We start from the raw sequence: 15,105 nt of genomic DNA on the forward strand, positions 1-15,105 counted from the left end.
TGTGCCCCTACTCGCAAAAATTTACTTCTTAACTTGAGACATTACTTCTTCAGCGAAGTTTTCTTCGCGTTTTTCCATGCCTTCTCCAACTTCATAACGGATAAAGCTTTTTACAGAAGCACCTTTGTTTTGAACAAATTTACCAACTTTTTGATCCCCATCTTTAACAAATGGTTGATCTAATAGACATACTTGCTCAAAATATTTAGAAAGACGACCTTCTACCATTTTTTCAACGATATTAGCTGGTTTGCCTTCATTTAATGCTTGTTGCGTTAACACTTCACGCTCACGTTCAACTTCCTCTTGTGACACTTCATCACGAGAAACATATGTTGGATTGATTGCAGCTACGTGCATTGCAATATCTTTTGCAAGTTCAGCATCAGTTGATCCACCCACTACTGAAAGGACCCCAATACGTCCACCCATATGTAGGTACTCACCAAATACGTCACCATCTTCTTTTTCTACAACTTCAAAGCGACGCAAAGAAATTTTTTCTCCAATTTTCGCAATAGAAGCATTGATGTATTCTTGAACAGATTGTCCATCTGCAAATGGTTGCTCTAGAGCTTCTTCAACAGATGCAGGAGAGTTAGAAATAAGGTGTGAAGCTAGGTCTCCAACTAGTTTTTGGAAGTTCTCGTTTTTAGCTACGAAGTCTGTTTCAGAGTTAACTTCAACGATAACTGCTTTGTTTCCTTCAGACTTTACAAGAGCAAGACCTTCAGCTGCTACACGATCAGCTTTTTTCGCAGCACTTGCAATTCCTTTTTCACGAAGAAAATCTACCGCTTTGTCCATATCACCATTAGTTTCAGTTAATGCCTTCTTACAATCCATCATTCCTGCGCCAGTTTTTTCACGCAATTCTTTTACCATACTTGCTGTTACAGCCATTCAAAACGCCTCCTTAATAGTGTCAGTATGTACACGTACATGAACGAATAAACAAAAATTACTTGCGAAAAGTAATCAAATTTACAAAAAAAGATGGCAAAAGGGTAATCCCCCTTTACCACCCTTTTTTAGTAAATGAAATTAAGCTGTTGTTGTTTCTTCAACTTCAGTTGCTTCTTCTTCACCAGAAGTAGCTTCGATTACTGCATCTGCCATTTTACCTGTTAAAAGTTTAACAGCACGAATTGCATCATCGTTTCCTGGAATTACATAATCAATTTCATCAGGGTCACAGTTTGTATCTACAATCGCAACGATTGGAATGTTCAATTTGTGAGCTTCCGCAATTGCAATGCGCTCTTTACGAGGATCAATAACAAAAAGTGCGTCAGGAATTCCTTGCATATCCTTGATACCGCCTAAGAACTTTTCTAAACGCTCCATTTCCTTTTTAAGAAGGATAACTTCTTTCTTAGGAAGAACATCGAATGTACCGTCTTCTTGCATCTTCTCAAGATTCTTAAGACGAGTAATACGCTTTTGGATTGTTTCGAAGTTCGTTAATGTACCACCTAACCAACGTTGGTTAATGAAGTACATACCACAACGCTCAGCTTCTTCTTTAACAGAATCTTGAGCTTGCTTTTTCGTACCAACGAAAAGGATTTTTCCTCCGTCAGCTGCTAAGTCACGTACAAAATTATACGCTTCCTCAACCTTTTTTACTGTTTTTTGTAAATCAATAATGTAAATACCGTTACGTTCTGTGAAGATGTAGCGATCCATCTTAGGGTTCCAACGACGAGTTTGGTGACCGAAGTGTACCCCAGCTTCTAGTAATTGCTTCATGGAAATTACTGCCACATCAAACACCTCCTTTAAAATTGGTTTTTTTTTCCTCCGCTCTCATCATCTCTATGCGACACTGAAATATCAGCACCATCACATAAATTAGAGGGCGTGTGTGATTAACACCGTTGATTAATATATCATATCAAAAGCCTTGTTGCAAGCAGAATTAGACATTAACGATAAAATTTCAACATTAACTCTACTTCACCTTTTCCTAAACCTAATTTTTTAACAATTTGTCCTTTATCTAATCCTTTTTTCGATAGTGCAATCACTTTTGCTGTATCTGACTGTTGATATATATCTGCGCCCTTTTCTTCTTTCATAATTGGAGGGATATAGTTTCTTAATCCCAACAAATATTATAGAGCAAAAAAAAGAACGTACATAACATACGCTCTATTCCCTTAATTAAACCTATTTAGCTTTTAACTTATCTAGTTCAACGAGGAACTTATCATTGAGTACTTTAATATATGTCCCCTTCATTCCTAAAGAACGAGATTCAATGACACCCGCACTTTCAAGTTTACGAAGAGCATTAACAATTACAGAACGAGTAATTCCAACTCGATCAGCGATCTTACTTGCCACAAGAAGTCCTTCTTTCCCATCTAACTCGTGGAAAATATGCTCAACAGCTTCTAGCTCACTATAAGAAAGTGAACTAATAGCCATTTGTACCACTGCCTTGCTTCTAGCTTCCTCTTCAATTTCCTGTGTTTTTTCATGAAGAATTTCCATTCCAACTACAGTAGCCCCGTACTCAGCTAGAATTAGGTCATCATCATTAAATGAATCATTTAAGCGAGCTAGGATTAATGTACCAAGACGTTGACCTCCACCTTGTATAGGTACAATTGTTGTAAGGCCGCTGCTAAATAAATCTTTATTCTCTACTGGGAAGGCAGTGTACTCACTTTCGATATCTAGGTTAGCTGATGTTTCTTCGATCTTAAATAGTCCATCAGTATACTCTTCTGGAAAGCGACGATCTTCTAACATTTTCTTCATTCGTTCGTTTTCAATTTCTTGCTTAATAGCATACCCTAACAATTTCCCACGACGACTAACTACAAAGATATTCGCACTGATCGTATCACGAAGTGTTTCAGCCATATCTTTGAAATTGACATGCTGCACGCCCGTTTTTTGTAACATTTCATTAATTTTTCTCGTTCTAGTTAATAAATCCATAATTTCTCCTCCTGCAACTTATAAAATAAATTGGCTAAGATCTCGATTTTTCGCAATAGAAGCTAATTTTTCTTCTACATACTCTGGTGTGATGACTATTTCCTCTAAATTTATATCTGGTGCTTCAAACGAAAGGTCCTCTAATAAACGCTCTAGAATCGTATGTAATCGTCTTGCACCAATGTTTTCCGTTTCTTGATTGACTTCCGTTGCAATTGTCGCAATCTTATGAACAGCTTCGTCCGAAAACGTCACTTTTATACCTTCCGTTTCAAGAAGTGCTACATATTGCTTAATTAGAGCATTGTTTGGTTCGACTAATATCCGAACAAAGTCTTCTACTGTTAAATTATTAAGCTCAACTCGAATTGGAAAACGCCCCTGTAATTCTGGTATAAGATCTGACGGTTTTGCCATGTGAAACGCCCCTGCACCGATAAATAAAATATGATCGGTTTTTACTGAGCCATGTTTCGTAACAACTGTAGATCCTTCCACAATTGGCAAAATATCACGTTGAACCCCTTCACGTGAGACATCAGCCGACTGTTGTCCTTTGCTCGCAACTTTATCGATCTCATCAATAAAGATGATTCCAAGTTGTTCCGCTCTTGAAACGGCTTCTTGAGTGGCTTCATCCATATCAATTAATTTCTGAGCCTCTTCTTCTATAAGAACTTTTCTTGCATCAGATACTGGTAAACGTCTCTTTTTCCTCTTCTTTGGAAGCATACCACCTAGCATTTCTTGCATATTCATTCCCATTTGCTCCATGCCTTGACCTTGGAACATATCCATAAAGCCTTGTGACTGTTCATCGACTTCCACTGTCACCATATGGTCTTCTAACTCGCCTAAGGCTAGCTTATGCGCCATTTGCTTACGACGCTCTGCTATATTTGTTTCTTCCATTTGGTCTGGCTCAACTTCTTGTGTTCCTTGTTGCCCGCCAAAAATCATTTCAAATGGATTTTTGTATGAAGATTGTTTTTTCGCTTTAGGAACAAGTAACTCAACAATGCGTTCGTTCGCATTCATTTCTGCCTGACCTCGTACTTGATGCGTTTTTTCTTCTTTAACGATTCTAACGCTTGTTTCTACCAGGTCTCTGATCATTGATTCGACATCACGTCCAACATAACCAACTTCTGTAAACTTTGTTGCCTCTACTTTTACAAAAGGGGCGCCAACTAGCTTTGCTAACCTTCTAGCTATTTCTGTCTTACCTACACCCGTAGGTCCGATCATTAAGATGTTCTTTGGAGTGATCTCGTCTTTCATCTTGTTATCAAGTAAACTTCGACGGTAGCGATTCCGTAATGCAATAGCCACTGACTTTTTTGCTTCTTCCTGACCTACTATAAACTGATTCAAGCGGTTAACAATCTCTCTAGGGGTTAAGTTCGATTTCACAATAGCACTCTCCAATCCCGTATCGGTTCACTATTTAAGTTCTTCAACGATAATATTCAAGTTCGTGTAAACGCAAATTTCACCAGCTGTTTCTAAGGAAGCACGTGCGATGTCTTTTGCAGATAACTCTGGAGCATGCTTTTTTAATGCCCTCCCAGCAGACAACGCATAATTTCCACCAGAGCCAATAGCCAATATACCGTCATCAGGTTCTATAACTTCACCAGTTCCAGACACAAGTAATAAATGCTCTTTATTCATGACAATCAGCATAGCTTCAAGTCTTCTGAGCACCTTATCACTTCTCCACTCTTTTGCAAGCTCTACTGCTGCCCGTTGAAGGTTACCATTGTACTCTTCTAAACGCCCTTCAAATTTTTCAAATAGCGTAAAGGCGTCTGCAACTGATCCGGCAAAACCAGCGATTACCTTACCTTGGTAAATTTTTCGAACTTTTTTTGCCGTATGCTTCATCACGACAGCATTTCCGAATGTTACTTGGCCATCACCTGCCATTGCACATTCTCCATTATGTTGAACAGCAAAAATGGTCGTCGCGTGAAAAGATTGATCCATCTCTATATCCTCCTTACACCCCAATTATGCTCTAGGATGAGAATGTTTGTATACATCTTTCAATCGGTTCTTTGTAACATGCGCATAAAGTTGAGTCGTTGAAAAATGTTCGTGTCCTAATAATTCTTGAACAACCCGTAAATCAGCTCCATTATTTAATAAATGAGCAGCAAAAGAATATCTTATATCTTGCGGACGAAGCTCTTTACTACTTGCTATATGCTTCATCCGTTTATGAACAATGGTTCGAATGCTTCTATCTGAAAGCACCCCACCACGGAAATTAAGAAACAATGATGAATGATGTTGTTTCGCTTTTTGTATAAGTACTTTACGTCCATCCTTAATATACTTTTGCAATGCCAATATTGCAAATGTATTAATCGGTGAATAACGTTCTTTTCGCCTTTTCCCTTGGATCAAAACAGTTCCTATAGAGAAGTCAATATCTTCGATTTGGATCTTGCTACATTCACTTACCTTCATTCCAGTAGCATAAAGCAATTCCAAAATCGCACGGTCTCGCTGATCAAGCGGCTTGTTTCCCGTCATTTCATAAAAAAGCTTACTCATTTCATCTTCATTTAGAAATGTCGGTATTCGCTCAGATCTTTTTGGTAAATCCACTGCAGCGAATCCATTCTCTCTTACCCGTCCCTCATTCATATGAAACTTATAAAAGCTTCTCAATGCAGATATCTTTCTAGCAATGGTCTTCTCCGAATACTTTTCAAACAATACCGACGTATATTTGTGAATATCGTTAACGGTTACATCAGAAAAGGAAGAAATCTGGGAGCTCTTCATAAAGCTTTGAAAGTCCTCTATATCATTCTTATAATTTCTCAACGTATGGACAGAGCTATTCTTTTCTAGTTGCAAGTATGTAATAAATAAATCTAGCCAGGACTGTTCTGACAAATACGGGACACCACCTAATACTCACAGAGCTACTAAATTCTATCATGATTTAGTAGCTCTGACAACGATATTTACACTTTTTTCACAAAATTCTGAATTGCGCCAAGCGCTCGGTTTGCTAACTGTTCATACCTTTCTTTTTTATCGCGAATACGTTCCTCTAATGGCGGAAGAAGTCCGAAGTTAGCATTCATAGGCTGGAAGTTCTTTTTATTTGCTGTCGTAATGTAGTTAGCCATACTGCCAATGACGGTTGTTTCAGGAAAGATAATCATTTCTTTCCCTTGCACATAATTTGCAGCATTAATACCAGCTACCAGTCCAGCTGCAGCCGATTCAACATAACCTTCTACGCCTGTAATTTGACCGGCAAAAAACAAATCATCTCGATCTTTATATTGATATGTTGGTTTAAGAAGGTTTGGAGAGTTAATAAAAGTATTTCGGTGCATGACGCCATAGCGTACAATTTCAGCATTTTCTAATCCAGGTATTAACTGCAGGACTTCTTTTTGCGGACCCCATTTTAAATGCGTTTGGAATCCAACAATATTATATAGAGTACCCGATGTATTGTCTTGCCTTAATTGAACAACAGCAAATGGTCTTTTGCCCGTTTCAGGGTGTTCAAGACCAACCGGCTTCATCGGTCCAAAAAGCATCGTTTTACGACCCCGTTTAGCCATTACTTCAATTGGCATACAGCCTTCAAAGAAAATTTCTTTTTCAAACTCTTTTAAAGGCACGGTTTCAGCTTCAATTAGGGCCTCATAAAAACGATCGAATTCTTCTTCCGTCATCGGGCAATTTAAATATGCAGCTTCTCCCTTATCATATCTTGATTTTTTATATACTTTATTCATATCAATCGATTCTGTTTCGATAATTGGTGCAGCTGCATCATAAAAATATAAATATTCTTCACCTGTTAACTCTCTCAATTGTTTTGAAAGGTGCTCAGATGTTAAAGGCCCCGTCGCTATAATTGTTGGACCTTCTGGTATTGAAGTAATTTCCTCATTGTAGACGGTCACATTTGGATGGTTTTTGACACGTTCTGTAACTGCACCTGCAAATTCGTGGCGATCTACAGCCAATGCTCCCCCTGCAGGTACAGAAGCATCATCTGCTGAACGAATGATAACTGAGTCCAAATTTCTCATTTCTTCTTTTAAAACACCAACAGCGTTTGTTAAACTATTACCCCTAAGCGAGTTGCTGCAAACTAATTCAGCAAATTTATCAGTATGGTGAGCCGGTGTTTGTTTAACCGGACGCATTTCATATAAATGGACAGTAACGCCTCTCTTTGCAAGTTGCCATGCAGCTTCACTGCCAGCAAGCCCTGCACCGATTACGTTAACATGTTGTTCTGACAAAATAATCCCTCCATCTTACAGTAGAAATGAGGGTGGCTCACAAAGATCCATCCGTCTAGTAAGCACAATTTGTGCACTAGAGGTAAGACATTTGACCTGAGCCACCCTCTCTCTTTATCATTAAACTATATTATCATAATACAGGAAACAACTTCAAGATTTTCAACTTACCTACGAGTTAATTGGAATCTTCCTTGTAATCACATGCAGAGCATTCTACATGTACACCTTTTTTCGTTTTCTTCTCAACCAGCATTTTTCCACACTTTGGACAAGGACGTGCAATCGGCTTATCCCAAGAAAGAAATTCACATTCTGGATATCGATCACAACCGTAGAAAATCCGACGTTTCTTACTTTTTCTCTCAACAATGTTTCCTTCTTTACACGATGGACACTTCACACCTATGTCTTTAACAATTGCTTTTGTGTTACGACAATCTGGAAAGTTTGAGCACGCCATAAACTTGCCGTATCTGCCCATTTTATAAACCATCTCATGACCACATTTTTCACAGTCTTCACCAGCAGGTTCATCTTTGATTTCGACTTCTTTCATTTCTTCTTCAGCGACTGTTAAACGTTTTTCAAACCCATGATAAAATTCATCGATAATTCGAATCCATTCTTGTTGCCCATCTTCAATAGAATCAAGGTCATTTTCCATTTTTGCTGTAAATTCAACATCTAGAATTTCTGGGAAGAATTCAACGATGAGCTCTAATACGATTTGTCCTAATTCCGTTGGAACAAATCGTTTGTCCTCAAGGGCAACATACCCACGTCTTTGAATCGTGTCTAACGTTGGTGCATATGTTGACGGGCGACCTATCCCGAGCTCTTCCATTGTCTTAACGAGCCTAGCTTCTGTATATCTCGGAGGAGGCTGTGTGAAATGTTGATTGGGTTCGATGTCTACCTTTTCAACCTTTTGACCTTCCTCTAAATTTGGCAAGAGACGATCTTCTTCTTTTTTTCCGTCATCGTTACCTTCGATATACACTTTCATAAAACCTGCAAATTTGACTTTTGATCCTGTTGCTCTAAATTGTACCCCGTTTTGCTCAATATCAACCGTCATCGTATCCATGATCGCAGGAGCCATTTCACTGGCAACCATTCGTTCCCAAATTAGTTTGTATAGTCTTAATTGATCTCTAGACAAATAAGCTTTAACCGTTTTTGGATCTTTGAAAACAGACGTTGGTCGAATTGCTTCATGGGCATCTTGTGCTTTTTTATCTTTTTTAGCTGCACGTTCTTCCTTCCGTGTGAACTCTTCTCCATAGTTTTCTACAATATACTGTTTTGCCTCTGCTTGAGCCGTTTCCGAAATTCGAGTAGAATCGGTACGCATATAAGTAATTAACCCAACTGCACCCTCTTTTTTATCGAGCTCAATTCCTTCGTATAATTGTTGGGCAATCATCATTGTCTTCTTAGCTCGGAAATTTAATTTTCGAGCCGCTTCTTGTTGCAATGATGAAGTAGTGAAAGGAGACACTGGATTTCGCTTTCTTTCTCTCTTTTTAACGGACGTAACATCGAATTGATTGTTACTAAGCTTTGAAAGAACAGCTTTTACTTCCTCTTCAGATTTTAACTCTTGTTTCTTTCCTTCAATCCCGTAGAATTTAGCATCAAACGTTTCAGCTTCTAGCGAAAACTGTGCAGGTATACTCCAATATTCCTCAGGAACAAAACTCTGAATTTCTTTTTCTCTTTCAATAATCATCTTTACTGCTACTGATTGAACTCGACCAGCGCTTAACCCTTTTTTTACTTTCTTCCATAATAATGGGCTAATGTTATAACCAACTAAACGATCGAGAATTCTTCTAGCTTGCTGAGCGTCAACCAAATCCATATTAATTGGACGTGGCGTTTTGAAAGCGTCCTTAATTGCCTGTTTCGTAATTTCATTAAATACGACTCTACAATCTGAATTCTCATCAATGTCGAGACTGTGAGCAAGATGCCAAGCAATCGCTTCACCTTCTCTATCGGGGTCAGCCGCGAGATAGATTCGCTTAACTTTTTTAGCAGCTGTTTTTAATTCTTTTAAAACGGGACCTTTTCCACGTATTGTAATGTACTTGGGCTCATAATTTTTTTCAACATCTACTCCCATTTGACTTTTTGGTAAGTCTCTAACATGTCCCATTGAAGCTTTTACAATAAATTTTTTCCCTAAATACTTTCCAATGGTCTTTGCTTTGGCGGGAGATTCAACGATTACTAAATAATCGGCCATGTAATTAACTCCCTCTCTCGAAGATATAATTAAAATCTTCCCTATTATTAAACAGACTTTTGCTATTTGTCAAACAAGAGATGGAAATTATTGAAACAAGCCGAGGGTGGTTTTTGTCATTTTTTGTAGAAATGACGTGTTTCTTCATTGTAATTCCTGCAAGATGTCATCTGCATTCATAACAAGTTTCGCCCCTTGTTGAATCAGAAAGTTTGTACCTTTCGATTGTGGCGAAAGAATGGAACCGGGAATAGCAAACACATCTCGACCTTGCTCTAATGCTTGATCTGCCGTAATTAACGAGCCACTTTTTTCTTTCGCTTCAATAACTAGCACAGCTTTAGATAAGCCGCTGATAATTCGATTTCGAGCAGGGAAATGCCATTTTTGTGGTGGGGTATTAGGTGGATACTCAGAAACAATTAATTGTTTTTTCGACATTTGTGAAAATAATTGAACATTTTCTTTTGGATAGATAAATGAATGGCCTGAACCCAAAACTGCAATCGTTTGACCTGTTGAATGTAGTGCTTGCCAATGAGCTAAAGAATCGATTCCTCTAGCAAAACCACTAACAATGGTCCAGCCTTGTTCTGAAAGGGGGGGAATAATAGCGGAAACGGTTTTGCTACCTATTGATGTGGGTGTTCTAGTTCCAATGACCGCGAGGCGCTTTTCTGAAAAAATAATGTCTTTTACCCCCATTCCATACAAAACAAGGGGTGGGTCATATATCTGTTTTAATATAGCTGGGTATTCTGAGTCTAAAATGGTATAAACAAATATATTCTTAGCTTGAAGGTAATTTAAGTATTGACCAGGACAAGAACGTTTTAAATAAGCGTGGATCGTTTGTGCCTTTTCATTCGACAGCTTAAAATGCGTCTGCAAGAGGGCAACGGAGGAATCATAGATTTTCAGTAATTGAGGGTCTATATTTAGCATAGCACGTATCATATTTCTAGAAACACTCGAACAACTGTGAATATGAATGAGCCGTTTTCGAAACTCAGACATTAAGAGACCAGCTCCTTTTTTTCAATAGGAAGAAAGCCCTCATAAGTTAGAGGACTTTCTTCTATTTAATTAGTTCGTTACTTTATGTGTTGTACATTTTTCTAGTAATCCCTTATCTTTAAGAACAGAGATTAACGTTTCTCCCATAACAGAAGGTGTCTCAGCTACTTTTATGCCGCAGCTTTCCATCGTTTTAATCTTTTCAGCAGCTGTACCTTTCCCTCCAGAAATAATTGCACCAGCATGCCCCATACGCTTTCCAGGAGGTGCTGTTTGACCACCGATGAAGCCAACAACAGGTTTCGTCATATTTGCTTTTACCCATTCAGCAGCTTCCTCTTCTGCAGTTCCACCAATTTCACCAATCATAATCACAGCATAAGTATCCGGGTCTTCATTGAATAGATTTAAAACATCGATGAAGTCTGTACCATTTACCGGGTCTCCTCCAATACCAACAGCTGATGATTGGCCAATACCATTTGTTGATAATTGATGTACAGCTTCATAAGTTAGAGTACCAGAGCGAGAGACAACTCCTACATGACCTTTTTTATGAATGTATCCTGGCATAATTCCAATTTTACATTCTTCCGGTGTAATAACACCAGGGCAGTTTGGTCCTACTAAGCGTGTTTTCTTTCCTTCCATATAGCGCTTCACACTAACCATATCCATTACCGGAATTCCTTCGGTAATACAAATTGCTAAATCTAGTTCAGCATCTGTTGCTTCCATAATTGCATCAGCTGCAAAAGCAGGTGGTACGTAAATAACGGATGCATTAGCACCAGTTGCTTTTACTGCTTCACTAACTGTATTAAATACTGGAATACCTTCTACCTCTGTTCCACCTTTACCAGGAGTAACACCACCAACAATATTCGTGCCGTACTCGATAGCTTGTTGTGTATGGAATAACCCTGTAGCACCTGTAATCCCTTGTACAATAACTTTTGTATCTTTGTTAATAAGGATACTCATCTTTCGTCCCGCCTTTCTATTTCACTAATGAAACGATTTTTTGTGCGCCATCAGCCATTGAATCTGCAGCTGTAATATTTAAACCTGATTCTTTAAGAATTTTCTTACCTAGGTCAACGTTCGTACCTTCTAAACGAACAACTAGAGGTATTTCAAGTCCAACTTGCTTCGTTGCTTCAACCACCCCTTCAGCAATAATGTCACACTTCATAATACCACCAAAGATGTTGACAAAAATTCCTTTAACGCTTTCATCTGAAAGGATGATCTTGAACGCTTCAGTTACCTTTTCTGCCGTTGCTCCGCCACCTACATCAAGGAAGTTAGCCGGGTCACCATTGTAATGTTTAATGATATCCATTGTTGCCATAGCAAGACCTGCACCATTAACCATACAACCAATATTCCCATCTAAAGAGATGTAACTTAGGTCGTATTTTGATGCTTCAATTTCTTTTGCATCTTCTTCTTCAAGGTCACGGTATGCTAAAATATCTTTTTGACGGTACAAAGCATTAGAATCAAAGTTTAGCTTCGCATCCAACGCCATAACTTTCCCATCGCCCGTTGTAACAAGTGGGTTAATCTCAGCAATCGAACAATCCTTTTCAACAAACACTTTATAAAGACCTAACATGAATTTCACTGCTTGCCCTACTAATTCCTTAGGCATGTTGATGTTAAAAGCAAGACGGCGAGCTTGGAATCCTTGCAAACCGACCGCTGGGTCTATTATCTCCTTAAAAATTTTCTCAGGAGTCGCTTCCGCTACTTCTTCAATTTCTGTTCCACCTTCTTCAGAAGCCATCATAACAACTTTAGAAGTGGCACGATCTAATACTAAACCGATATAATATTCTTTTTGAATATCGCATCCTTCTTCAATAAGTAAGCGCTTTACTTCTTTGCCTTCTGGTCCAGTCTGATGAGTTATTAGTGTCTTACCTAAAATCTCATCTGCATATGTACGAACTTCATCTAAATCTTTAGCAACTTTTACTCCACCGGCTTTCCCACGTCCACCTGCATGGATTTGTGCTTTAACAACATTAATTTTTGAACCTAATTCCTTTGCTGCTTCTACTGCTTCTTCAACCGAGAACGCTACCTTGCCATTCGGAACAGCAACACCGTACTGACGAAGCAACTCTTTTCCTTGATACTCGTGGATATTCATTCTCTCTCCATCCTCCTATCAATTGCATGTATTTTCATGCCATTCTAATACTTTCGAGGTTGAATGGCTGAATCCTTCTTTATTCTACCATTGTTTTCTTAAATTGGGGAGGGGGAAATCCCTCCCTAATTCAAATTAGTTAAAAAATTCGACATTTGAATCCTTTCACTAAGGAATAAATTGGAGAAATATATATGATTAAACCTCCTAATCACTTGGACTGGAATGGTCTTTAGAATTGGCTCGTTGTATTTTATCTACCGTTTTCTCCTGTTTCTTATTTTTCTTTTGATTTAAACGTTTTTTTGTCATATTACTCATCGCATCTGTCTCTTGAACAGAATGATGAATGCCGAATTCATGTGCATACTCTTCCTTATGGATTAATAAAGATTCTGACTTTCCATTAGGGATTTTTTCATTCTTCATTGCCATCCTCCTTTTATTACAATGTAAAAAAGCTAGCATTGGTAGTATGTCCAAGATTGTTCATACTACCAATGCTAGCTTCTATCCATTTCGATCAATTTTATAAACAAAAGCAAAGATCTCTGCAACTATTTCATATAGTTCAAAAGGAATTGATTGTTTCACTTCAAGCTCAGCTAACAATTCGACTAAAGAAGTATCCTCTTGTATAGATAGTGTAACTTCAAGTCGATCCGTCCATGGCAATTAAACGACTTCTGCTATTGGCTTAAAAGATTTACGGTGTTCCCTTGTAACTCCTAATTTAGATATGGCATCAAGGTGCTGTTTGGTCCCGTATCCAACATGATTACTAAATCCATAGCCAGGAAATTCACGAGCCACTTCCTCCATGTAACGATCTCTTGTTACTTTGGCCAAAACAGAGCTAGCAGCAATTGTCAGACTTTTTTGATCCCCTTTAATGATCGACGTTTGTCCGATAGGCAGATCCAGTTTCATCGCGTCAAGTAATAAATGATCCGGTTGACAATTCATTTCTTTAACTGCTCTTGACATGGCTAGTTTGGTAGATTCATAAATGTTGATCTCATCTATTTCAGCTGCATGTACCATTTGTATTGAATAAGCAATTGCTTCATTTGTGATCACGTCAAAGAACATGTCACGCTTTTCCTTTGATAATTTCTTCGAGTCAGTTAAGCCAAGTAATTTAAAGTCAGAAGGTAAAATCACAGCAGCCGCTACGACTGGACCAGCTAACGGACCGCGACCTACCTCGTCTAATCCTGCAATATGTACAAATCCTTCTTTTCGTAAATTGGATTCATATTCAGTCATTTGTAGATGCATTTGTTCTAACGCTAATTCTTTCTGTTTCATTGTTTCATAGCGTTTTAGTAACCTTTGAACTCCTTTACGCTCATCCTTTTTTAACATTTCAATCGTAGCGTCATCTATTTCTCTTCTATGTAATAATTTCTCTTCTAGCTCTTTCACGGAAACGTTCAATATATTCACCTCTAATTATTATTTCGGATCATCTCATCAACCTATACAGAAAAAAATGATCTATTGTTCTTTTCTTTCTTCATCCTACAAGCCAAATAAAAAAAGCCGATCATAAAGCCTAATTGGCTCGATCACCGGCTCACCATTATTTCTGGTTGTTCTAGCGAAATTCTCCCTAACGTACCGGAACGCATCTCTCTTAAGATGATTTCAGCAGCCTTATCATAATCTACATATCCGCCACCTAACAAGCACCCTCGCTTCTTTCCAATTTCGTCAAAAAGGGCCAAACCATCATCTGGTACATGATCTAATTTATAACGTTCTTGAACGGATGTCGGATAATGATCCTTTAAATAATTTAATATAAATAAAGCAATATCCTGAAAATCTAATAATTCATCTTTAATCGCCCCAGTTGCTGCTAAGCGATAGCCAATGATTTGATCCTCAAATTTAGGCCACAAAATTCCTGGCGTATCAAGTAGTTCTAATTCTTTCCCTACTTTTATCCATTGTTGTTTTTTTGTCACACCAGGACGATCCCCGACTTGTGCAGTTCGTTTGGAAGCTAATCGATTAATAAGTGTCGATTTCCCAACATTCGGGATCCCTAAAATCATTGCTCGAACCGCTCTTGGTTTCATTCCTTTTGAAATCATTTTATCAATGATTGGCTTTGCTAACTGCTTACACGCATTAGGTATCTTTTCTGTTCCTTTCCCTGTTTGCGCATTAACAGCAAGAACCATAGCACCTTTTTCCTCAAAGTACGCTTTCCACTTTTCCGTCACCGAATGGTCGGCTAAGTCCGCTTTGTTAAGTAAAATTAACCTTGGCTTATGTGAAACAATCTCATCAATCATCGGATTACGTGAAGCTAATGGGACTCTTGCATCAAGGAGTTCAATTACTACATCAATAAATTTTAACTTTTCGGTGACTTCTCTTCTTGCTTTGGCCATATGGCCAGGAAACCATTGAATCGTCAC

16 protein-coding genes are annotated in these 15,105 nt (G+C 38.3%); all 16 read right to left on the minus strand.

What is annotated here, in order from left to right; genetic code table 11:
- Positions 1-21 precede the first annotated feature (21 nt).
- The 16 genes from tsf to ylqF all read right to left on the minus strand — a co-directional run bounded on the left by tsf (position 22) and on the right by ylqF (position 15,105).
- Complete coding sequence (gene tsf, locus SAY88_RS07575) at positions 22-903, minus strand: translation elongation factor Ts (RefSeq protein WP_332630664.1); 882 nt, start codon at positions 901-903, stop codon at positions 22-24.
- A gap of 141 nt (positions 904-1,044) precedes the next feature.
- The gene (rpsB, locus tag SAY88_RS07580) at positions 1,045-1,767 is read right to left on the minus strand and encodes a 30S ribosomal protein S2 (RefSeq protein ID WP_250095414.1); all 723 of its coding nucleotides are present in this window, start codon (positions 1,765-1,767) and stop codon (positions 1,045-1,047) included.
- Positions 1,768-1,928: 161 nt separating this feature from the next.
- The gene (locus tag SAY88_RS07585; protein ID WP_332630666.1) at positions 1,929-2,111 is read right to left on the minus strand and encodes a DUF6115 domain-containing protein; all 183 of its coding nucleotides are present in this window, start codon (positions 2,109-2,111) and stop codon (positions 1,929-1,931) included.
- A 61-nt stretch (positions 2,112-2,172) separates the two neighbouring features.
- The gene (gene codY, locus SAY88_RS07590) at positions 2,173-2,952 is read right to left on the minus strand and encodes a GTP-sensing pleiotropic transcriptional regulator CodY (RefSeq protein WP_250095382.1); all 780 of its coding nucleotides are present in this window, start codon (positions 2,950-2,952) and stop codon (positions 2,173-2,175) included.
- Between the two features lie 18 nt (positions 2,953-2,970).
- A complete protein-coding gene (hslU, locus tag SAY88_RS07595; RefSeq protein ID WP_332630739.1) occupies positions 2,971-4,368 on the minus strand; it encodes an ATP-dependent protease ATPase subunit HslU in 1,398 nt (465 codons plus the stop codon).
- Between the two features lie 27 nt (positions 4,369-4,395).
- Positions 4,396-4,941: an ATP-dependent protease subunit HslV gene (hslV, locus tag SAY88_RS07600; RefSeq protein ID WP_332630668.1), complete on the minus strand. Its 546-nt coding sequence runs from the start codon at positions 4,939-4,941 to the stop codon at positions 4,396-4,398.
- A 24-nt stretch (positions 4,942-4,965) separates the two neighbouring features.
- The gene (locus SAY88_RS07605) at positions 4,966-5,862 is read right to left on the minus strand and encodes a tyrosine-type recombinase/integrase (protein WP_332630669.1); all 897 of its coding nucleotides are present in this window, start codon (positions 5,860-5,862) and stop codon (positions 4,966-4,968) included.
- A gap of 71 nt (positions 5,863-5,933) precedes the next feature.
- Positions 5,934-7,241 carry an FADH(2)-oxidizing methylenetetrahydrofolate--tRNA-(uracil(54)-C(5))-methyltransferase TrmFO gene (gene trmFO / locus SAY88_RS07610; RefSeq protein ID WP_332630671.1) on the minus strand — a complete coding sequence of 436 codons (1,308 nt, stop codon included), beginning with the start codon at positions 7,239-7,241 and terminating at the stop codon, positions 5,934-5,936.
- Between the two features lie 178 nt (positions 7,242-7,419).
- Complete coding sequence (gene topA, locus SAY88_RS07615) at positions 7,420-9,495, minus strand: type I DNA topoisomerase (RefSeq protein WP_332630673.1); 2,076 nt, start codon at positions 9,493-9,495, stop codon at positions 7,420-7,422.
- A 144-nt stretch (positions 9,496-9,639) separates the two neighbouring features.
- Positions 9,640-10,512, minus strand: coding sequence for a DNA-processing protein DprA (gene dprA, locus SAY88_RS07620; protein WP_332630675.1), 873 nt, complete (start codon positions 10,510-10,512; stop codon positions 9,640-9,642).
- Positions 10,513-10,581: 69 nt separating this feature from the next.
- The gene (gene sucD, locus SAY88_RS07625) at positions 10,582-11,496 is read right to left on the minus strand and encodes a succinate--CoA ligase subunit alpha (RefSeq protein ID WP_332630676.1); all 915 of its coding nucleotides are present in this window, start codon (positions 11,494-11,496) and stop codon (positions 10,582-10,584) included.
- Between the two features lie 16 nt (positions 11,497-11,512).
- Positions 11,513-12,673, minus strand: a complete 1,161-nt coding sequence (gene sucC, locus SAY88_RS07630) for an ADP-forming succinate--CoA ligase subunit beta (RefSeq protein ID WP_332630678.1) — start codon at positions 12,671-12,673, stop codon at positions 11,513-11,515.
- A 207-nt stretch (positions 12,674-12,880) separates the two neighbouring features.
- Positions 12,881-13,102, minus strand: coding sequence for a hypothetical protein (locus SAY88_RS07635; protein WP_332630679.1), 222 nt, complete (start codon positions 13,100-13,102; stop codon positions 12,881-12,883).
- Between the two features lie 81 nt (positions 13,103-13,183).
- The gene (locus tag SAY88_RS07640) at positions 13,184-13,348 is read right to left on the minus strand and encodes an EscU/YscU/HrcU family type III secretion system export apparatus switch protein (protein ID WP_332630680.1); all 165 of its coding nucleotides are present in this window, start codon (positions 13,346-13,348) and stop codon (positions 13,184-13,186) included.
- Entirely contained in the window at positions 13,349-14,116 is a 768-nt protein-coding gene (gene rnhB, locus SAY88_RS07645; protein WP_431308846.1) for a ribonuclease HII, read from the minus strand.
- Between the two features lie 128 nt (positions 14,117-14,244).
- Entirely contained in the window at positions 14,245-15,105 is an 861-nt protein-coding gene (ylqF, locus tag SAY88_RS07650) for a ribosome biogenesis GTPase YlqF (protein WP_332630683.1), read from the minus strand.

It is taken from the genome of Halalkalibacter flavus (genome assembly GCF_036663575.1).
Lineage (GTDB): Bacteria > Bacillota > Bacilli > Bacillales > Bacillaceae_D > Halalkalibacter > Halalkalibacter flavus.